The organism is Streptomyces sp. NPDC056486 (assembly GCF_042795295.1).
Lineage (GTDB): Bacteria > Actinomycetota > Actinomycetes > Streptomycetales > Streptomycetaceae > Streptomyces.
Genome location: NZ_JBHTSF010000086.1, coordinates 1 through 21,259, shown reverse-complemented (window position 1 = coordinate 21,259; position 21,259 = coordinate 1). Strand labels below are relative to the sequence as shown.

The window sequence follows — 21,259 nt, the reverse complement described above, 5'->3', positions numbered from 1 at the left end:
GGCGTCTGTGTCACCCCGACCCGCCCCCCCCCCCGCCCCACCCACGAGGCCCCGCCGACCCACACCCCCCCCCGTGTGGTGGTGGGCCCACCACCACCCCCCGGCCAAATCCCCCTCGATCCCCCCTCCACGCCCGCTCAGGGGTGTGACCGGCCCACACCACCCTGCCGAAACCGGCACAGACTGGACGCCCCCGTTCACCCAGGAAGCTCAGTCGGACCTGGCTCTGAGCAGGTTGTGCCTTCTCTGACTGCTTCATCCCGCTACATGGCCTCATACATCGAGTAATCGTGACCTTCACGGTGTCTGCACGGCTTCCACGCCGAGGAAGCACATGATCCGATACAACCCCCCTGACACCCGCGGGCAGAGGGACTTGGCTTCGGAGGATCCTCCACACAACCGTGTTCCTCAACTCATAGAAATGCAGGGTTTGTTGGCCCCACATCTGTTGCACGATGCATACAGTCCTGCGGTGATCACGCCGAGCGGCGTGGCCTGAGAGGACTGACAAGTTGTCCACGCACATACCGGGACGCAGATCCCGGTCGAAACACAGACGCACCCAAGCAGCCGCTGCCGCCGCCCTGATATTGGCGGCGGAAGCGGTACTGATGTCGGGTCAGGCAGGTGCCACGGCGTCGGGCGAGCCGATCTCCACCACGTCGGCACAGCAGCCGACGGCCGCCGAGATCCGCGAGGCCGACCTGGCCTGGGCGCAGCAGCACAGCAAGGGCGGTGTCCCCTGGGCGCTCGCCCAGGCGAAGAAGGCCGACAAGAAGGTGTTGGTCCCCGACGAGACCACGCCCACCAACCTCACCTACGCCAACCCGGACGGCACGCTGACGTCCGAGGTCACCGCCGGACCCGAGCGGATGCGGCGCGACGGCGAATGGGTCGACGTCGACGCCACCCTGCAAGCGACCAAGGAGGGTGGCGTGCGGGCGAAGGCGCACCCCCAGGGTCTGGAGTTGGCCCCGGGGGGCGGCTCCACGGCCAGGTCGTTGAAGGCCGCACAGGACTCTTCAGCCCGTGACCTGGTCACCCTGGGCAGCGGTGACGAGCAGCTGACGTTGCAGTGGAAGGGCGGCCTGCCCGAGCCCGTCCTGGACGGCACCACGGCTACGTACAAGAGCGCCGTACCCGGCGCCGACGTGATCGTGGAAGCCACCCGTACCGGCTTCGAGCAGTTCGTGAAGCTCGATGCCGAACCGGCCGGCGGGGACTACTCCTACACGCTGCCGATCAAGGCCAAGGGGCTGAAGGCCACGGCCCAGAAGGACGGCTCCGTCCTGTTCACCGATGCCTCCACCGGCGCGGAGAAGGCCACCATGCCGGCCCCGGTGATGTGGGACGCGAGCGTGGGCAAGGTCTCGGGCAAGCATGAGAACCGCGAGCGCGTCGACATGAAGGTCGTCGACAACGGCGGCGGGAACATCGACCTGCGGATCACCCCGGACGCGAAGTTCCTCGCCGACCCGGACACCAAGTACCCGGTCACCGTGGACCCCTCGACGTCCGCGCTCGGCAACACCTTCGACACCTATGTGCAGCAGGGCGAGACCACCGACCTCGGGGGCGAGACCGAACTCGACTTCGGCAACCCCGGCACGAAGAACGCGGACGGTACTCCTCGCACCGCCCGCACCCTGATGACGTGGAACACCGAGCCGTTCGCCGACGCACTCATCTCCTCGGCCAGCGTGCAGCTGTACAACTTCCACTCCGGTGCCACCGACTGCAAGGCGCAGAGCTGGACCGTATGGAACACCGGTGAGGGCTCGTCCGCCTCCCGTTGGACCAAGCAGCCCGAATGGATGCAGCAGTACGCCTCCTCCACCCAGACCGCCGGCTATCCGGAGGGCTGTACCAGCACCGCGGACGGCTGGATCAAGGCCGATGTGACCGACCTGGCCAAGGTCTGGGCGTCGGCGAAGCAGACGCGCGGCCACATGGGTGTGCGGGCCGCCAGTGATGACACCAAGGGCTGGAAGCGGGTCAACTCCCGTAACGCGACCGCCAATCAGCCCAAGCTGACGGTCAACTACAACTTCCGGCCGGGCGACGGCACCGCCCAGCAGGCCGGCGCGCCGTTCAAGTCGTACGCGGGTGTGTGGGCGGTCAATTCGACCACTCCGACACTGCGGGACAAGTTCACCGATGCCGACGGCGACAAGGTCAACGGCACCTTCCAGGTCTACGACGCCGCGACGAACAAGCCCATCACCACCCCCGCGGGTGACGGTGCCATCGTCTCCGCCGACGTGAAGCCCGGGGAGTGGGCCTCGGTGAAGGTCCCCGCAGGCCAGCTCGTCGACGGCAAGACGTACAAGTTCCGCACCAACTCCTTTGACGGCAGCCACTACAACCTCAACTGGTCGCCGTGGCGCGAGTTCGTCGTCGACACCACTGCCCCGGGGGAGCCGAAGTCGATCACCTCGGCCAACTACCCGGAGAACTGGGGCGGCGGCGGGGCCGGCGTCGAGGGCAAGTTCGACGTCAACACCGGTGTCTTTGATGCGCGGGAGGTGCAGTACCGCCTCGACCCGTTCGAGGACGACACCGCGGAGGCGGGCTGGAGCCAGGTCGCAACCACCCTCCCCAGGGCAGTGGCACCGGAGGCGACCGCCTCCTACACCGCCACTCCGGCCGCGGACGGCAACCATGTGACGCAGACCCGCTCCGTCGATCGCGCCGACAACGTGGGGCCGATCAAGGACTACGGCTTCACTGCCGGGAACCGCGACTACAACCGCAAGAACAAGATCGACATCAAGCTGCCGCAGCCGGACACCGCCGCGGACTTCCCGGCGCACGGTAACGAGCCGCAGCCCTTCCGGTACAAGTCTCGTCAGCAAAGTCGCACCTACATGGACGGCGACAAGAAGGTGACCCTCACACCGAAGGACGAACGCTCCGCCGAGGGAACCCGCCTGGCGGCCAAGCAACTCGCGATGCGCGCGGACAGCATGCCGGCCCCCGTGGTCGACAGGGACTGGTGCGAGCCGAAGGTCGGCTCGACGCAGAAGTCACTGATGACCCGCAACGAAGCTTGTGTCTACTACGACTTGCGCATCCAGTGGCAGACCAAGGTCATCCCCGGCGTCGACCCCATCACGTACGACGTCACGATGGAGATCGCGTACCAGATCAAGACGGATCCGGAAGGTGACGAGCTCAAGACGTGGGTCCAGATGAGCCAGTCCAAGAACACCTTCCCCGCCGAGGACCGCGCCGTGCTGTTCGGAGACGGTGACCCGGACGCGGTCATCGACTCCATGTGCTACAGCGACGGCTGTGACGACGGCAAGAAGGAGTCGAAGAACATCGACTTCTTCGGTGACCTGTCGTGGGACGGAGGCATGAACGGCGACAAGCCCAACGACACCCACCTGGCCACCGGAACCGTCAGCCACAAGTGGAACGGCAAGGTCACCGACGACGCGGGCAAGCGCGACATGGACCTGTCCAAGGAGCTCCCGGTCTACCTCGTCGTGCGGCCCGACACGGATGTCGAGCCGCCGCCGCTGCCCGACGGCCAGAAGCGGGACTGGGAAGACATCCTTCCGTCCCCGCTGCCGTGGCAGGTCGACGTGCGGTGCGACAAGGTCGCCTCGTACGGCAAGGCCGGCTGTGTCCTGCCTGTGTACTCACCGGAGTACAGGTTCCACACCAGCCGGTTCCCGGCTGCCGCCACCCATGTGTGGCTGATCCAGAACAAGTCCAAGTCCAAGGGTCTTGGTGCGACTTGGGAAGCTCCTCTCTATTACCACCCCGAAAGCCCCCGGGCCGAGAAGGAGTGGAAGAAGGACCCGGTCCGGGACAAGGTGTGCGGCTACTACGGTGGCAAGAAGGGCGACGGATTCGTCCCGAAGAAGGGGTTCGTGAAGCACCCGAAGACGTTCCTGCACCAGGAACTCATCGGCGGCCCGCTCTTCGACAAGATCAACTGCGATGAGTTCCCGTTTGCCTCCACCTACCAGTCCCCCGGTCTGGCCACCGCTGACGGCGGCCTCATGCCCGCAGGGAAGGACGGTGGCGGCGAGTGCATCCAGACCGTGGCGGCCAAGGCCGACGACGGCAGCGAGCACTTCCTGGACGACACCCGGTACGACCCGCCGACCTTCGAGGAGAAGTGCGGCCGGTCATCGATGTCCGGCGAGGTGAACCAGGGATCCATGCGGCCGTTCGGCCAGTTCGCGGACGATTTCAGGATGCTCGACCAGGACGCCTGGATCGTCGACCCCGGCCGTGCCTGGTTCAAGGGCTGCGACCCCGCCAAGGCCGACCTCGTCTGCACGATGGCCAAGCCCTGACCTGACCTAACCTGATCACAGCCTGAACAGGGGCCGGGTCCCCCGCCACAGCCGGTGGCGGGTGACCCTGCCCCGAGGTGGCGCAGGTTCCTAGCGGTGCTGCGGATGGACCAGTTCCCACGGAACATCCAGCTCGTCGCTGTCCGGACACACCCAGATCAAGCAGCCCAAGCTGACGGCCGGCCGGTAGAACTTGTCGTCGCCCAACGGGCCTCCACCGTGTTCGAGTACCGCGGCGACGGCTTCGAGGTAAGAGCTCAGCGAGGGATGCGTGGGCTCGTCGATGTCGTGGCCCTCATAGACAGCGAAGCGCCCCATGACTCCTTGCTCCGGGCCGGTGCACGCCCGGATGTACAGGCCGGACTCGACCGTCTCGGGATAGCGGACGACGCACGGCACGTTGTGCGACGGAGTCCAGTACCGCGTGTCCCCCGCGACCGCTTCCACGCCCAGTCGAGCCTGTGCCATGTCGATGGGAGGCAGGAACACGCGCCCTCCGGGAAGAAACAGTTCCGCCCAGATCTCTCCCTCCTCATCGCCTTCCACGTCCTCGTCGTTGCGCGCCGACGCACACAGCCGCCACAACGCCTTCAACTCCGGCGGGAAACTCAAGGGTTCCTGCCCCGCCGGGCGCCACGCGGTCGCCAGCAGCCGCTCCCCCTCCGCCATCTCGGCCTCGGTGGCCGGCGGGAGCAACGTGGCGTGCGAGCGGGGAGCGCGCTCCCGCAACCAGGCCTCGATTCGCCCCCACGCCTCGACGACCCGCCCGGCCCCGCCCTCGATCTCCATCTGATCAGACATGCCGCTCACCGTACTTGCGCCGGCGGGCCCTGATCCGATGATCCGGTCCCTACGACGGCACCCACTACAACCTGAGTTGGTCCGGCTGGACCCAGTTCGTCGTCGACACCGTGCGGCCTGCGCCTATCTCGTGCAGCTCGCGGCTGCGGTGGTCGGGGGCGAACGCGATGGCCGCCATCGCGATCAGTGTCGTGACGATCACGAAGCAGATCACCATCCACAGGCTGCCGTCCGCCCACAGGACCATCGCACTGGCCAGGGCCGGGGTGAAGCTCGCCAGGAGCACCGAGGCCATCTGGTAACCGATCGAGATGCCGGAGTACCGCACCGAGGTGGGGAACATCTCGCAGTACAGGGCGGGCAGCGGCGCGTACACCATGGCGTGTCCCAGGGCGAGGAACAGCACCACCCCGGCCACGATCGCCCACAGACGTCCGGTGTGGACCAGTGCGAAGACGGGCCACGTGGTGGCCACGATCAGCGCGCCGCCGATGAGGAAGGTCCGCACCCGTCCGATGCGGTCGGACACCGCCCCGAAGACGGGGATCATCACGATGTTCACCACCGCGCCGATCATCGATGCGGCCAGACCGTAGCTCTTCGGCGCGTGGAGCGTGGTGGTGACGTAGGACAGGATGAAGGTGGTGAACAGGTAGTAGTTCCCGGCCTCGGCGAACCGGCCGAAGACCGCGATCAGCAGTGGCTTGCGGTGATCGCGGAAGAGGATCGCCGCAGGTGCCTTGCGGCGTTCGAGCTCGGCGTCCGCCCTGGCCTTCTCGGCGAGGAAGGCCGGGCTCTCGGTGGCGCGCAGCCGGATGACGAAGCCGACCCCGGCAAGTACGACACTGAGCAGGAACGGTATCCGCCAGCCCCACTCCTCGAAGGCGTCACCGGAGATCCACGACGAGAACGACACCGCGGCCGTGCCCAGCAGCAGACCCGCGGAGACGCCGATCTGCGGCCAGGCGCCGAAGTAGCCGCGGCGGTCCCGCGGCGCGTTCTCGACCGCGACGATGGCCGCCCCTCCCCACTCGCCGCCGACCGCGAAGCCCTGCGCCAGGCGCAGCACACACAGCAGGATCGGCGCCGCCACGCCGATCTGGTGGTAGGTCGGCACGAAGCCGATCGCCGCGGTCGCCACCGTCATGATCGAGAACGTGAGGATCAACGTGGACTTGCGTCCGATCCGGTCCCCGAGATGCCCGGCGACGAACGCGCCGATCGGGCGGGCCAGGAAGCCCACACCGAACGAGGCGAGCGAGACGATCTGGGCGACGCCGGGTGCGAGGTTCGGGAAGAACAGGTCCCCGAACACCAGCGCGGCGGCGACTCCGTAGATCGTGTACTCGTACCACTCGACGATGGCGCCGATGGTGCCGGACTGCAGTGATCGACGGCGGACCTGCTCCGGCGTCGGCGTAGTGGCGGTGGGCATGCGATCTCCGTTGATCGAGGGACGTGCGGCGGGGAACGGGGAGGTGCGGCGGGGAGCGGAGGGGAGACGTCAGGCGCGGGCGGCCGCGTAGTGGTCGGTCCACGGCAGCGCGGCACCGGCGTACTTGGCGGCCCGGACGTCCCCGGAGCGGGCGTGGCCCTCGAACAGCTCGACGCGGGCGGCCCGGCCGCACAGCGTTCCGAGATCAGCCGAAGCCTGCGGGTCGCGCACCTCCTGGTAGGTGACGGTGCGCAGGTACATGCCCACCCACAGACCACCGGTGAAACGGGCGGCGCCGCGGGTCGGCAGCACGTGGTTGGTGCCGATCACCTTGTCGCCGTAGGAGACACAGGTGCCCTCGCCGAGGAACAGGGCGCCGTAGGCGTGCATCTTGTCCAGTGCTTCGCGGGGGTGCTCGGTGAGGACCTGGACGTGTTCGTAGGCGAAGGAGTCGGCGACACGGTAGGCCTCGTCGAGGTCGTCGGTGAGGATGATCTGGCCGTGGTCCCGCCAGGCCTGGCCCGCGATGTCGCCGGTCTGCAGGCCGGGCAGGATCTCGCCGATGTGCCGCTGCACCGCCCGGGCGACCGGCTCGCTGGTGGTCACAAGGACGGCGGGAGAGTCCGGGCCGTGCTCCGCCTGCGAGAGCAGGTCGACGGCGACGACGAACGGGTCGGCCGCGTCGTCCGCCACGATCAGGATCTCCGTGGGGCCTGCGAACAGGTCGATGCCGACCTCGCCGAACAGCTGGCGCTTGGCCTCGGCCACGTAGGCGTTGCCGGGCCCGGCCAGCATGTCCACCGGCGTCATCGTCTCGGTCCCGACACTCATCGCGGCGATCGCCTGGACACCACCGAGGATGTAGATCTCGTCCGCGCCTGCCAGGTGCATCGCGGCGACGGTCGCGGCGGGGATCTCGCCCCGGATCGGCGGCGTGCAGGCGACCACGCGCGGCACGCCGGCGACCTTGGCGGTCACGATCGTCATGTGCGCGGAGGCGGTCAGCGGGTAGCGGCCGCCGGGGATGTAGGCACCCACGGCCTTGATCGGCACGTGACGGTGGCCGAGGAACACGCCCGGGGCCGTCTCGACCTCGATCTCCGACATCGACTCCCGCTGTGCATCGGCGAAGCGGCGGACGTTGGCCTGGACCGTCTTGATGTCCTCGATGACCTGGGGGTCGAGCCCGCCGATGATCTCGGCGAGCTGCGCGTCGTCGAGACGGAAGGACTCCGGCTCCCAGCGGTCGAAGCGCGCCGACAGCTCGCGCACTGCTGCGTCGCCGCGGCCTCGTACATCGGCGATCAGCTCGCGGACCGTCTGCCCGACGGTGTCGTGGCCGGACGGCGCGGTGGACGAGGTGGTGGCGGCCTTGAGGGTGCGGGACACGCCCAGCTCCTTTGCTCAGCAAGTGGATACGTATCCATTGGATACGTATCCACAGCATGAACGGGGAACGACAGAGGCGTCAAGAGGTGTCTCAGAAGCGTTGCAGCGCGGTTGCCAGGGGCGTGTCAGAGGCGTTGTCAGAGGCGTTTCACGCCGGAGCAGGGGAGCAGCAACGCAGCAGTCGCAGGCGTTTCACGCCGGAACCGGTCAGTGGTGTTTCGCGCCGGAACCGGTCAGTGGTGCTTCACACCGGAACCGGTCAGTGGTGCTTCACACCGGAGCGGTGGTGGAACGTCCGACGAACTCCACCGGCAGCACCTTGTGCAGGAGCGGGGCGTCGGGATTCGCCAGCCGGTCCAGGAGCAGTTCCACGCCGACCTGCGCGATCCGCTCCAGCGGCTGGCGCACCGTCGTCAGGTCGATGCGTTCCCACGCCGACAACGGCACATCGTCACAGCCCACCACGCTCAGCTCGCGCGGCACCAACACCCCGGCCGCCGCAGCCGCGTTCAGGGCCGCGTACGCCATGACGTCGTTGTGGCAGAACAGCGCGGTGGGCGGCTCGGCCCCGGCGAGCAGCGTGCGCACGGCCGCGTAGGCAGTGGCGTAGTCGTAGGCCCCGTCGACCTCCGTCAGGGTGACGCCCTGTCCGGCGCGCACCCGCGTACGGAATCCGCGGCCCCGCTGCTGCGCCGTGCTCGCTCCGGCCAGGCCGCACACCACCGCGATGCGGCGATGCCCCAGGCTCAGCAGGTGCTCGGCCGCCAGCCTGCCGGCCGTGTCGTTGTCGGCTTCCACCTGGTCGGCCGGGAAGTCCTCCAGGGTGCGGTGACACAGCACCACGGGGATCCCGTGGCCGACCATGCGGTGCGCCAGCGGCTCGTCCTGCACCGCCGCGGTGAACACCACCCCGTCCACGCCCTCGCGCCGCAGCAGCGCCAGGCTCTCGTCGGCGGTCATCACATCCGTGATGAGCGACAGCCGCAGTCCCCGCTGGTGCAGGACTCGCTCCATCGCCTTGACCATCACCGGATAGAACGGGTTCGTCAGGTCCCGGATGACCACCCCGATGAGCCCGGAGCGGTCCCCCACCAGACTCCGCGCCGCCTGACTGGGCTGGAAGTCGTACTTGGCCACCACCTCGAGCACCCGCTGCCGGGTTTCGGGAGCCACGCTCCCACCGTTGAGGACGCGAGAAACGGTCGACTGTGCCACCCCCGCCTCACGCGCGATCTGCACGCTCGTGACAGTCGGCCGCCGTGCCATGGGTCCCTACCTCCGGGTCGCGTCGAGGCAAGGATACGGACCCACGCCGGGGTGTTCACCCCAGCACACCCTCCTGCTCTCCGGCCCTCCCGCCCTCTTGCCCTCCAACCCTCCCCCGCGACGCCGCCCCGCTGGACGGCACCAAACGGTGCGTCAGGCGGCATGGGGTACGGGCGAACAGTTGGCGAGACGGTTTTCGGTACCACCCCGGGCCGCCCCTCCTGGTCTTCACCGCCGAACCCGGCACTGCGGATGCGGAGCGCCTTCAACTCCTCGCATCCGGACCGCCGTTGCACGAGCCGAGCCCGCCGGACGGCTGGAGCGTGCGCCGTCCCGCCTGAGGACACCGGGTGCGGTACTCACCCCCGGCCCAACCGCAGGTCAAGTGCGGCGCCGACGTCGGGGCAGTTCCGGCGGACGGTGTCGAGGAAGGCGCCGAGGGCCGGGGAGCGGTCCTGGTCGGCGAAGGACAGGACCAGGTCGGGCAGCGCCGTCTTCGGGGTCACCTCGCAGAACCGGATCCCCGGCCTCGGGGCCTCCCGCATGCGGGAGGGTCCGAGGCCCACGCCGACCCCGCAGGCAGCCAGGCCCATGATCGTGTGCACGTCCCTGGCCACGGTGGCGCCTTCCAGCGCTGCGGCGTCCTCGCCCAGCAGGACGCGCAGCCCGGTGGCGATGGCGGGCTCGTCCTCCCCTGCGGCCACGATCAGCGGCTGCCGTCGCAGCTGGTCCACGCTCACCGTTGCCTGGCCCGCGTAGGGGTGCGCGCTGCCGACCACGGCGATCAGATGGTCGTGTCCGACCGGGACGGACACCAGATGCTCGGCCCCGGCGCCCCGTGGCGGCCCGAGGGTGACGGCCACGTCCAGTTCTCCGGCGACGAGAGCGGCAGTGCTGCGGCGGGATGCCATCTCATGCAGCTCAAGCCGTACGTCGGGCCGCTCGCGGCCGAACCGGCCCAGGACGTCCGGGAGCGGGTCGAGCAGCGCGGAGGCGATGAAACCAAGGCGCAGTCGGCCCGTCTCGCCGCGCGCCGCCCGGCCGGCGTCCACGGTGGCCGCCGCCATCTCCTCCAGCGCCCGCCGCGCTCGGGCGAGGAACGCCTCGCCCGCGGCGGTCGGGAACACGCCCTGGCGCGTACGGTCGAACAGCCGGGCCCCGGTCTCACGCTCCAGGTCGGCGATCTGTTTGGACAGCGGGGGCTGCGCGATACCCAGCGCACGGGCGGCTCGGCCGAAGTGTCCGTGCTCGGCGAGGGCGAGCGCGTACCGCAGATGCCGCGCTTCCATGACCGCCCCCTCCATACACACAAAGTATCGCCACCCAGCGTGCCATATCTTCCCCTGGATAGATCCGCCATGGTCGATTGAGATGGGGCCATGACTCCGAATCCCTCCCTCAACAGCACCGTCTTCGTCCTGGTCCACGGCGCCTGGCACGGCTCGTGGCAGTGGGCGGCGACGCAGCGGGCGCTCGCCGGTCTCGGTGCCGCGAGCGTTGCCGTCGACCTGCCCGGGCACGGCTTCGACGCTCCCCTGCCCAGCGGGTACCTGCTGCCCGGTCAGCCCGATCTACTGACCGAGAAGTCGCAGCTCGCCGCCGTGACGATGGACGACTGCGCCGATGCCGTCCTGAACACGCTGCGCCGGGTCCGCCGCTACAACCGTGTCGTGCTCGTCGCCCACAGCGCGGGCGGCGGTCCCGCGTCACTGGCCGCGGAGCGCGCCCCCGATCTTGTCGACCACGTCGTCTACCTCTCCGCGTTCGTCCCCGCAGGACGTCCCCGGTTCTTCGACTACCTCAGCGCGCCCGAGAACGCCACCGCACGGGGACAGAGCCTCAACCTCGGTGATCCCGAGGCACTGGGCGCCGTACGCGTCAACCCGCTGTCGCAAGACCCCGCTTACGTCGAGGAGCTGCGGCAGACCCACTACCACGACACGCCCGTCGACCGCTTCGACCGCTGGCGCTCCGCGCTCAGCCCCGACCTGCCACTGGCCGTCCCGACCACCCCCATCACCCTGACCGCGGCCCGGTGGGGCCGTATCCCGCGTACCTTCCTGCGCTGCGCGCAGGACCGGGCGCTGCCGACGGCCGCACAGGACCTGATGATCGCGGAGGCCGACCTGGCCCTGCCGGGCGAGCAGTTCACCGTCCGCACGCTGCCGGGCAGCCACAGCCCGTTCGCCGCCCGCCCGCAGGAACTCGCCGAGGCCCTGGTCCTGTGAACGGCCGACGCTTCCTGCTGCCGGTGGACGGCCGAGGCTTCCTGCTGCCGGTGGTGCTGAGCGCGACCTTCGTGCAGCTGCTCAACGTCACGATCGCGCAGATCGCCGCCCCGGCCATCCAGTCCGGCCTGGGCGCGGGCCCCGGCGCGGTGCAGCTCGTGCTTGCCGGATACACCCTGGCGTACGCGTGCCTGCTCATCACCGCCGCACGCCTTGGCGACCGCTACGGATATCGGCGGCTGTTCGTGCTGGGCACCGCGGTGTTCACGGTCGGCTCGTTGGCCTCCGCCGCCGCGCCCGGCGCCGGATGGCTGATCGCGGCCCGGCTTGTGCAGGGTGCGGGCAGCGGCCTGGTCGCCCCGCAGGTGCTGTCGCTCATCCGAACCGGCGTCTCACCGGACCGCCGCCCACGAGCCCTCGCCCTGTACGGCGCCACGATGGGCGTGGCCTCGCTGGCCGGACCGCTCATCGGCGGGCTGCTCGTCGGCGCCGACCTCTTCGGCCTCGGCTGGCGCGCGGTCTTTCTGGTCACCGTTCCGATAGCACTCGTCTCACTGGCCGGAGCCGCCCTGCTGCCTCCTGCCCGTGGTGCGGACGGAGAGCGCGTGGACTGGGTGGGAGCGGCCCTTGCCACCACCGGCTTCGCCACGCTTGTCCTGCCGTGCGCGCTGGGCCGGGAGGCCGGCTGGCCCTGGTGGACCTGGGCCTCCTTCGCCGTGGCCGCGGTGGCGCTCACCTGCTTCGTCCGCACGCTCCGGCACCGGCCGGACCCCCTGATCCACCCGTCGGTCCTGCGGGACGGGACCGCACGGCGGGGCGTGCTCCTGGTGTTCGTCTTCAACGCCGGAGTCCCGTCGTTCACGTACCTGCTGTTCCTGCATCTGCAGTCCGCTGTCGGGTATTCGGCGCTGTCCGCCGCGCTGGTGTCGGCGCCGTTCGCCGCCGCGGCCGTGGTGGGCAGCCGCGCCGCCCCGGCACTCTCCCGCCGATGGGGCGCGACGACACTGACGGCCGCCGCGCTCGTCCTCGCGGGCACGGCCGTGGCGCTCGCACCGCTCATCGGAACCGAGCCCGGGCGCCGTGCGGCACTGCCGGTACTGGCGGCCGGAGGCGCCGCGTTCGGCCTGTTCACGGCCGCGGTGTTCACACTGGTCCTCGCCGGTGTGCGGGGCGCCGCCGCGAGTTCGGTGTCCGGCCTGCTCCCCACGGCCCAGCAACTCGGCGGCTCGATCGGGGTGACGGCGGCCGGCCTCGCCTATTTCGCACCGGCCGACGGCGCGAACGCGGCGTTCGCCCACGCCATGACCTACGAGGCCGCGGTCTTCGTACTCACGGCGCTGATCGCCCTCCGGCTGCGACGGACGGGTGCCGGGCCGGAGCAATCCCGGCCGGGGCCAACCTCCGGAGCGCACAGGCAGACCGCCCGACGCGGCGCCCTGCGCCACTGACCCACACGAGATCGGCCGTCAGCCGGGTGCGCATCGCGTGCGAAGCCGCCCGAGGACAAGAACCTCAAGCCTGGCCAGCGTGGCCCCGGCGACCGCCCTGTGCCACAAACCCGCAGCTCAAGCACCCTTGGCCGCAGGCTCCAGAATCGCCACGCACTCCACGTGATGCGTCATCGGAAACAGATCGAACGCCCGCAGCGACCGCACCCGGTAGCCGCCCTCCCGGAAGTACCCCAAGTCCCGTGCCAGCGCGGCCGGATCGCACGCGACGTACGCGATGCGCCGGGCGCCCAGGCCCACGAGGTGCTTCACCGTCTGCTTGCCCGCGCCCGCGCGCGGCGGGTCGAGGACGATCAGGTCGACCTCCGTGATGCCGGTGCGCGGCAGTGTGGCCTCGACCTTGCCCTGTTCGATGCGGACGCGGTCGAACGCGGCGAGGTTGTGGCGGGCGTCCTCGACCGCGCGCTTGCCGGACTCGATGCCGAGGACCGCGCCCTTGTCACCGACCCGGTCGGCGATCGCGCCCGCGAACAGGCCCACGCCGCAGTAGAGGTCGAGGGCCGTGTCGCCCTTGCGGGGCGTCAGGCCCTGCATGACCGCGAGCATCAGCGTCTCCGCGGCCTTCGGGTGGACCTGCCAGAAGCCGCCGTTGCCGACGCGGTACGTGCGGTTGTCGGCGCGCTCGCGGACGAAGGGGCGGCCGTGGACGCGGTGGACGCCGCCGTCCTGTTCGGCGATGCGCAGGACGGAGACCGGCTTGTCCAGCTCCACGAGCGGGAGGCGCGCGCCCGGCTTCGGCTCCAGGATCACCTGGCGGTCCTGGGAGCCCGTGGCGGCGATCGCCTCGACCGACTCCATGCCGGACCAGTCGTGCTTCTCGATGCCGAGCTCACTCACGCCCTCAGCAGCGATCATGCAGTGCTCGATGGGCTCGACCTCGTGCGAGCGGTGGCGGCGCAGACCCGCGTTGCCGTCGGGGTCGACCGCGTACTGGACGCGCGTGCGCCAGGCCGGGACCTCGCCCGAGGGAAGCTTGTCGCCCTCCGCCGGGACGACCGTGCCGTCCCAGCCCGCCTCCTCGGGGGTCAGGCCCGCCAGGCGCTGCAGCTGCTCGGTGATGACCTCGCCCTTGAGGCGGCGCTGCGCGCCAGGCTTTGCGTGCTGCCAGTCGCAGCCGCCGCAGCGGCCGGGGCCCGCGTACGGGCAGGGTGCCTCGACGCGGTCCTTGGAGGGGTCGATGACCGTCACCGCGTCCGCGCGCAGGAAGCGGGACTCCTCGTCACCGTCGGTCACGCGCGCGATGACCTTCTCGCCGGGGAGCGTGTGGCGGACGAACAGCACCCGGCCCTCGGCCGTGCGGGCGACGCAGTGGCCGCCGTGCGCGACGGGGCCCACCTCGACCTCGTACTCCTGCCCGACGAGGGAGGCCGCCTGCGAGCTCTCCTTCGAGTTCCCCGCCTGCGATTTCTTCGGTTCTGCCTGCATGGCGGGGTGACTCCACAACGTAAGGGGGCATCGGCCGAAGGAAACGGCCGGACAACAGCCCACCAGTCTACGTGGGTGTTGTCCGGCCGCTCACCAAGAGCCGGGGGTCAGCTCAGGAGCCTGGGTCAGCCCTTCTTGCCGTTCCCGCCGCCGTTCCCGTTGCTCGGCTCCTTCGTCCGCTTCTCCACCGGCCCCCGCCGCACCGCACCCGGCGCGTTCCACTCCGAGCGCCTCCGGGCCCGCTTCTTCGCGGCCTCGGACGAGTCGAGCTGGTAGGGGACGGATGTGACCATCACGCCGGGAGTGAAGAGCAGACGGCCCTTGAGCCGGAGCGCGCTCTGGTTGTGCAGCAGGTGCTCGTACCAGTGACCCACCACGTACTCCGGGATGATCACGCTGACCACGTCGCGCGGGCTCTCCTTACGGAGCCCCTTGACGTACTCGATGATCGGCCGGGTGATCTCGCGGTAGGGCGAGTCGAGGATCTTCAGCGGGACGGTGATGCCGCGCCGCTCCCACTCGGCCCTGAGGGCCTTGGTCTCCGCCGGGTCGACGTTGATGCTCAGTGCTTCGAGCGTGTCCGAGCGCATCAGCTTGGCGTAGGCCAGGGCGCGCAGCGTCGGACGGTGGATCTTGGAGACCAGGACGATGGAGTGCACGCGGGAGGGGCGCACGCTGTCGTCCGAGGGGGTGTCCGGGGCGGCGATCTCCTCGGCGACGCGGTCGTAGTGGCGGCGGATGGCCGACATCGTCGCGTAGAAGATCACCATGCCGAGCAGCGCGACCCACGCGCCGTGCGTGAACTTCGTGATGAGTACGACGATCAGGACCATGCCCGTGAAGAAGGCGCCGAAGGTGTTGATCGCCCGCGAGCGGATCATGTGGCGGCGCTTGGCCTGGTCCCTCTCGGTGCGCAGATGGCGGTTCCAGTGCCGGACCATGCCGATCTGGCTGAGCGTGAAGGAGACGAAGACGCCGACGATGTAGAGCTGGATCAGGCGGGTCGAGTCCGCGCCGTAGATCACGACGAGCAGCGCGGCGGCGCCCGCGAGCAGCACGATGCCGTTGGAGAACGCGAGCCGGTCGCCGCGGGTGTGCAGCTGGCGCGGCAGGTAGCGGTCCTGCGCGAGGATCGAGCCGAGCAGCGGGAAGCCGTTGTACGCCGTGTTGGCCGCGAGGAAGAGGACAAGCGCCGTGGCGGCCGCCAGGACGATGAAGAGGAAGCTGCCGTTGCCGAAGACGGCCTCGGCGACCTGGGAGATGACCGGGTTCTGGACGTAGTCGGAACCGACCGGCGCACCGTTGTGGAACAGGTCCTTGCCCGGATACTCGGCCATGCGGACCTTGGTCGTCATGGCGAGCGCGATGATGCCGCAGAACATGGTGACGGCCAGGGCGCCCATCAGGGCCAGGGTGCTCGCCGCGTTCTTGCTCTTGGGCTTGCGGAAGGCCGGGACGCCGTTGCTGATCGCCTCGACGCCGGTGAGCGCGGCACAGCCGGACGAGAAGGCTCTGAGGAGCAGGAAGACAAGGGCGAAGCCCGCGAGGCCCCCGTGTTCGGGCTTGATCTCGTAGTCCGCGGTGGGCGCCTTCATCGTCTCGTCGAGGACGATGCCCCGGAAGGCTCCCCAGGCGATCATGATGAAGACGCCGGCCACGAAGACGTAGGTCGGGATGGCGAAGAGCTTGCCCGACTCCTTCACGCCGCGCAGGTTCATCACCGTGAGGAGCACGATGACGGCGACGGCGCAGAGCACCTTGTGCTCGACGACGAACGGGATCGCCGAGCCGAGGTTCTCGATGCCCGAGGAGATCGACACCGCCACGGTCAGGACGTAGTCGACGAGCAGCGCGCTCGCGACGGTGAGTCCGGCCTTGGGGCCGAGGTTGGTGTTGGCGACCTCGTAGTCGCCGCCACCGCTCGGGTAGGCGTGCACGTTCTGCCGGTACGACGCGACGACGGTGAACATGAGCACCACGACCGCGACAGCGATCCAGGGGCTGAAGTGGTACGCCGACACACCCGCGATCGAGAGGACGAGGAGCACTTCCCCCGGTGCGTAGGCAACGGAGGAGAGCGGGTCGGACGCGAACACGGGTAGAGCGATGCGCTTCGACAGGAGGGTTTCTCCGAGCCGATCGCTGCGCAGTGCGCGCCCGATGAGGATCCGTTTGGGCACGTCGGTCAGTTTGGACACGCAGAGGATCGTAAGCGTTCGAATGGGTGCCCGCCCACCCACCACCCCCTAACTGCTCCGGTTAGCCACGACGCGCCGTCCGGGGCTCCGCCCAATGCCCGGAAAGCGGACGCTCATCGGCGGCTTCCGGTGCTTCCGGCGCCTCCTGTGACTCCTGCGCACCGTGGGCCCCGTACGCCCCGTACCGCTCGGCCGCGCGCTCCTCGGCGCGGCGGATCGCAGGGGATGGCCACCAGGTGGCGCGGCCGAGCAGCAGCAGCGCCGCAGGCAGAATCATGATGCGCATCACTACCGCGTCGAGCAGGACGGCCGCCGCCAGGACGAAGCCCATCTGCTTCATCTCCAGGATGTGCAGCATCACGAAGCTCGCGAAGACGGTGACCATGACGATCGCGGCGCTGGTGACGACCTTGGCCGACGAGCTGATGCCTTCGATGACGGCCTGCCGGGTGGGTACGCCGTTCAGCGCGGCCTCCCGGATCCGGCTGACCACGAACACCTGGTAGTCCATCGAGAGCCCGAAGAGGATCACGAAGAGGAAGAGCGGAACCCGCGAGGAGATCCCGCCGAGCGAGATGAACGAGAGCAGTTCCTCGGCCCACTTCCCCTGGAAGACCAGGACGAGCAACCCGAGCGCGGACGCTGCGGAGAGCAGGTTGAGCACGATGCCGAGCAGTCCGAGGACGACGGAGCGGAACGCGAAGACCGTCATGGCGAAGGTCATCAGGAGCAGGAAGCCGAGGACGAGCGGCAGCTTCTGGTTCTGGTGTTCTACGTAGTCGGTGCCGCGCGGCACCTCGCCGGTGACGGCCGTCTCCACGCCGGGCATCTTGCCGACGGTCGCGGGGAGATGGTCGTGCCGGAGGTGGTCGAGTGAGTCCTCGGCCTTCTGTGAGTACGTCGGGTGCGGGGCGTTCAGCTCCAGGGTGGTGGTCCTGCGGTCCTCCGAGGAACGCAGGAGCGGAGCACCGGAGGGGTGCGAGAAGGAGGGGTGTGAGAAGAGCGGGTCGGACTTCGCCCTGCGGTCAAGATCCGTCAGGGCCTGCCGCACGTCGGCTGCCTGGGATGCCTCGGCCCGCACCACGACCAGGTGCCTGACGCGCTGCTCCGGGAAGGCGTCGAGCAGCCTGTCGTACCCCTTCATCGCCTCGATGTCGCGCGAGAAGCTGTCCCGTGCCGGGTTCTTGAGATTCATGTTCAGCGCGGGCAGCGCGAGCCCCAGCATGACGAGGACCGACAGGCACAGGGTGAGCGCGGGGCGCTTGCGGGCGGGCGCGAGCAGCACGTTCCAGGCGCGGCCCGGCTCCTTCTCGCCGTACGTCCCGCGGACCGGCTTGCCCCGCGCGAGCCGCTTGGCGGCGCGGCGCTCGGTACGGCGGCCGAGCTTGACCAGGAGCGCCGGAAGCACCGTCACCGAACTGACCACGGCGACAGCGACGACCAGGATGGTGCCGGTGGCAAGGGAGTCGAAGATGACGTCACGGGCCAGGAAGAGCGCGGTGGTGGAGACGATCACGGCGAGTCCGGAGACCACGATGGCGCGGCCCGCCGTCGCGGCGGCAGCCTCGACCAGGGCTTCGGAGGTGAGGCGGCCGCCCGCGCGGGCCCGCTCCTCGCGTTCGCGCTTGAGATAGAAGAGCGTGTAGTCGACTCCGACGGCCATGCCGATGAGCAGGATCATGCTCATCCCGACGCCGGTGTCGGGCAGCAGGTGCGAGGCCAGCATCGCCAGACCCATCGTCGCCATGATCGAGGTGACCGCGAGCAGCAGCGGTACGCCGACCATGACCACCGAGCCGAACACCAGAGCAAGCGTGATCAGCGTGACGGGCAGCGTGATCGCCTCGGAGAACTGCAGGTCCTCGTTGCGCTGGTCGTCGACGCCCTTGCTCACGGAGGCGTCACCCGTCTCCTCGATCACCAGGTCCGGGTGGCCCTTCGCGGCCTCTTCGGTCTGGGCCTGGAGCGGCGGGACACTCTCCTGATCCTCCTGCTCGGAGCCGTTCAGCTCCACCTGGACCCGCAGGACCCGTCCGTCGGCCGACTTCACCGGCGCCGCCACCGAGGCGACCTCGGGCAGCGACTTCATCCGGGCGGTGATGTCCTTGACGGCGGCGTCGGCGGCTTTCTCGTCGAGCGGCCCCGACTCCGCGCGGATCAGCACCTGTTCCGTGGGCCGCATCTGGACACCGCCCTCGGTCGCCAGGGCCTCGGCACGGCCCGCTTCACCGACACGGAAGTCCTCCGAGGTCGCGCTGTTCATACCGATGGCTGTCCCGCCGCCCAGGCAGAGCATGACGAACACCAGCCAGCCGATGACCGCCCGCCCCGGATGCAGCGCGCTCCATCTCGCCACCCGCACCGTGACCGATCGCTTCCCCATGACCATCCCCGCCCCTTCGACATCTCCTGGCCTTCATATGTAAGTCGAGACTGACAGGTGAAGGAATGAGCCGTCAACTGTCATTCGTGGCTGCGAGGGAGTGGATTGACAGTGGAACCCGTCATGCGTAAGCCTTGACTGACAGGCTTCGACTGGCAGGCTTCAGTCGACAGGCTTCGGGACCAGCGAAAAGACCAGCGAAAAGGCGGGCCATGGACAGCGCAGAGCTGCTCGCCTTCCTCTCCGCCGTCGGCCATGCCCAGCGGATCCGGATCATCACCGAGCTCGCCCCGGGACAGCTGTACGTCAGCGAACTGGCGCGGCGGCTCGGTGTCTCCCGGCCCCTGCTCTACATGCACCTCGACCGTCTGGAGAAGGCCGGTCTCGTCGTCGGCCGCCTGGAACTCTCCGACGACGGCAAGGCGCTCAAGTACTTCGAACTCGCGCCGTTCGACGTGCGATTGAACGTGGACACGATCCTCGCGGCCGTCCGGCAGGACGCGTCGGACGAGGCAGGACAGCACTCATCTGAGGGGTCTTAATGGACGACGTGATCATCCCGGTCGCCTTCTTCCTGATACTCGCGGGCGCCATCGTCGCGGTCGCCTACTTCCAGACGCAGCGCAACCGCGAGCGTGACCGCCAGTACGCCGAGGCGATGGAGCAGTACCGCGAGGTCGTCGAGCGCGCCAGGTCAGAGCAGGAGGCGGCGCGGCTGCAGCTCGTCGAAATGGGCTACCGGCTGAAGTCCGTCGAGGGCCTGCTGCGCAGCGTGGACTGAGTCCGCGGCAAAGACTGAGTACCGGCAGGTGCACGGGGGTGCCCTCCACGGACCGTGCGTGTGTAGCTTGGGCGTCGGTCTGAGACGCTTTTACCGTTCAGCCTGAGCAAAAAGTATTGACACAGCCGGAAGGACGGGCGTGCACATCGTCATCATGGGCTGCGGGAGAGTCGGATCGGCTCTCGCGCAAACCCTGGAACAACAGGGGCACACGGTCGCCGTGATCGACCAGGACCCCACCGCCTTCCGCCGTCTGGGCTCCGGCTTCGGCGGCCGCCGTGTCACCGGTATCGGCTTCGACCAGGACACCCTGCGCGAGTCCGGCATCGAGGAGGCGGGCGCCTTCGCCGCGGTCAGCAGCGGCGACAACTCGAACATCATCGCCGCCCGCGTGGCCCGCGAGATGTTCGGCATCGAGAACGTCGCCGCCCGCATCTACGACCCGCGCCGCGCGGAGGTCTACCAGCGCCTCGGCATCCCCACCGTCGCCACGGTCCGCTGGACCGCCGACCAGATGCTGCGCAGGCTGCTGCCCTCCGGGGCCGAGCCGCTGTGGCGCGACCCCACCGGCGGCGTACAGCTCGCCGAGGTGCACGCGTCCGAGGCCTGGATCGGCCACAAGATCAGCGAGCTCCAGGAGGAGACCGGCGTACGCGTGGCCTTCCTCACCCGGCTGGGCGAGGCGGTCCTGCCGACCTCCCAGACGGTGCTCCAGGAGGGCGACCTGGTGCACGTGATGATGCGCACCGACGAGGTCGAGAAGGTCGAAGCGGCGTTCGCCGAAGGCCCTGAAGAAGGCGGTCACTGATGAGGGTCGCCATTGCCGGAGCGGGCGCGGTGGGACGTTCCATCGCCGGTGAGCTCCTGGAGAACGGGCACGAGATTCTGCTCATCGACAAGGCGCCGACGGCCATCTCGGTCGAGCGCGTCCCGCAGGCCGAGTGGCTGCTCGCCGACGCCTGCGAGATCACCTCGCTCGACGAGGCGGCGCTCCAGCGCTGCAACGTGGTGATCGCCGCGACCGGCGACGACAAGGTCAACCTCGTCGTCTCGCTCCTCGCGAAGACCGAGTACGGCGTCCCGCGGGTCGTCGCCCGCGTGAACAACCCCAAGAACGAGTGGCTCTTCAACGAGTCCTGGGGCGTCGATGTCGCGGTCTCGACCCCGCGACTGATGTCCGCGCTCGTCGAAGAGGCGGTCAGCGTCGGCGATCTCGTCCGGCTGCTCCGCTTCAGCCACGGCGACGCGAACCTCGTCGAGCTGACCCTGCCGCCCGAGTCGGCCCTCGCGGGCACGACGGTCGGCGACGTCCAGTGGCCCGAGGACACCTCGCTCGTGACGATCATCCGCGGCACGCGCGTTCTCGCGCCGACCCCGGACGACTCCCTGGAGGCGGGCGACGAACTCCTCTTCGTGGCGGCCCAGGCCCGCGAGGAGCAGCTGGAGGACCTCCTGTCGGTACGCCGGGAGGAAGCGGCAGGCTAGGCGCCGCACTGCTTGTACGCGGATGGGGGCGCCCGGAGTGATCC

At 69.4% G+C, this 21,259-nt stretch carries 15 protein-coding genes; 7 read left to right on the top strand and 8 right to left on the bottom strand.

What is annotated here, in order from left to right:
• Window positions 1–614 precede the first annotated feature (614 nt).
• A complete protein-coding gene (locus ACFQ7F_RS28640; protein WP_383276058.1) occupies window positions 615–4,316 on the top strand; it encodes a DNRLRE domain-containing protein in 3,702 nt (1,233 codons plus the stop codon).
• 90 nt (window positions 4,317–4,406) lie between these two features.
• On the opposite strand, the gene ACFQ7F_RS28635 is transcribed toward ACFQ7F_RS28640, so the two are convergent.
• The 5 genes from ACFQ7F_RS28635 to ACFQ7F_RS28615 all read right to left on the bottom strand — a co-directional run bounded on the left by ACFQ7F_RS28635 (window position 4,407) and on the right by ACFQ7F_RS28615 (window position 10,496).
• Window positions 4,407–5,117: a hypothetical protein gene (locus tag ACFQ7F_RS28635; protein WP_383276055.1), complete on the bottom strand. Its 711-nt coding sequence runs from the start codon at window positions 5,115–5,117 to the stop codon at window positions 4,407–4,409.
• Between the two features lie 64 nt (window positions 5,118–5,181).
• Window positions 5,182–6,552 (bottom strand): MFS transporter, encoded by a 1,371-nt coding sequence (locus ACFQ7F_RS28630; RefSeq protein ID WP_383276052.1) that lies wholly within the window; start codon window positions 6,550–6,552, stop codon window positions 5,182–5,184.
• Between the two features lie 69 nt (window positions 6,553–6,621).
• A complete protein-coding gene (gene hisD, locus ACFQ7F_RS28625; protein WP_383276049.1) occupies window positions 6,622–7,941 on the bottom strand; it encodes a histidinol dehydrogenase in 1,320 nt (439 codons plus the stop codon).
• A 270-nt stretch (window positions 7,942–8,211) separates the two neighbouring features.
• Window positions 8,212–9,207, bottom strand: a complete 996-nt coding sequence (locus ACFQ7F_RS28620) for a LacI family DNA-binding transcriptional regulator (RefSeq protein ID WP_383276046.1) — start codon at window positions 9,205–9,207, stop codon at window positions 8,212–8,214.
• Between the two features lie 359 nt (window positions 9,208–9,566).
• A complete protein-coding gene (locus ACFQ7F_RS28615; protein ID WP_383276043.1) occupies window positions 9,567–10,496 on the bottom strand; it encodes a LysR family transcriptional regulator in 930 nt (309 codons plus the stop codon).
• 90 nt (window positions 10,497–10,586) lie between these two features.
• On the opposite strand from ACFQ7F_RS28615, the gene ACFQ7F_RS28610 reads away from it, so the two are divergent.
• Entirely contained in the window at window positions 10,587–11,435 is an 849-nt protein-coding gene (locus tag ACFQ7F_RS28610; protein ID WP_383276040.1) for an alpha/beta hydrolase, read from the top strand.
• Window positions 11,432–12,883, top strand: a complete 1,452-nt coding sequence (locus ACFQ7F_RS28605) for an MFS transporter (RefSeq protein ID WP_383276037.1) — start codon at window positions 11,432–11,434, stop codon at window positions 12,881–12,883. Before ACFQ7F_RS28610 ends, ACFQ7F_RS28605 begins: the two co-directional genes overlap by 4 nt.
• 117 nt (window positions 12,884–13,000) lie before the next feature.
• Here the strand turns inward: ACFQ7F_RS28605 and ACFQ7F_RS28600 are convergent, their stop codons facing one another.
• The 3 genes from ACFQ7F_RS28600 to ACFQ7F_RS28590 all read right to left on the bottom strand — a co-directional run bounded on the left by ACFQ7F_RS28600 (window position 13,001) and on the right by ACFQ7F_RS28590 (window position 18,949).
• Window positions 13,001–14,368: a class I SAM-dependent RNA methyltransferase gene (locus tag ACFQ7F_RS28600; protein WP_383276034.1), complete on the bottom strand. Its 1,368-nt coding sequence runs from the start codon at window positions 14,366–14,368 to the stop codon at window positions 13,001–13,003.
• Between the two features lie 125 nt (window positions 14,369–14,493).
• Window positions 14,494–16,566: an APC family permease gene (locus ACFQ7F_RS28595; RefSeq protein WP_383276031.1), complete on the bottom strand. Its 2,073-nt coding sequence runs from the start codon at window positions 16,564–16,566 to the stop codon at window positions 14,494–14,496.
• 61 nt (window positions 16,567–16,627) lie between these two features.
• Window positions 16,628–18,949, bottom strand: coding sequence for an MMPL family transporter (locus tag ACFQ7F_RS28590; RefSeq protein WP_383276028.1), 2,322 nt, complete (start codon window positions 18,947–18,949; stop codon window positions 16,628–16,630).
• Window positions 18,950–19,161: 212 nt separating this feature from the next.
• Here ACFQ7F_RS28590 and ACFQ7F_RS28585 point away from each other — a divergent pair, with 212 nt between their 5' ends.
• From ACFQ7F_RS28585 to ACFQ7F_RS28570, 4 genes are all read left to right on the top strand, one after another.
• Window positions 19,162–19,491, top strand: coding sequence for an ArsR/SmtB family transcription factor (locus ACFQ7F_RS28585; protein WP_383276025.1), 330 nt, complete (start codon window positions 19,162–19,164; stop codon window positions 19,489–19,491).
• Window positions 19,491–19,730, top strand: coding sequence for a hypothetical protein (locus ACFQ7F_RS28580; protein ID WP_383276022.1), 240 nt, complete (start codon window positions 19,491–19,493; stop codon window positions 19,728–19,730). Before ACFQ7F_RS28585 ends, ACFQ7F_RS28580 begins: the two co-directional genes overlap by 1 nt.
• A gap of 139 nt (window positions 19,731–19,869) precedes the next feature.
• Complete coding sequence (locus tag ACFQ7F_RS28575) at window positions 19,870–20,538, top strand: potassium channel family protein (protein ID WP_383276020.1); 669 nt, start codon at window positions 19,870–19,872, stop codon at window positions 20,536–20,538.
• Window positions 20,538–21,215: a potassium channel family protein gene (locus tag ACFQ7F_RS28570; RefSeq protein ID WP_383276017.1), complete on the top strand. Its 678-nt coding sequence runs from the start codon at window positions 20,538–20,540 to the stop codon at window positions 21,213–21,215. Before ACFQ7F_RS28575 ends, ACFQ7F_RS28570 begins: the two co-directional genes overlap by 1 nt.
• The last annotated feature ends 44 nt before the right edge of the window (window positions 21,216–21,259 follow it).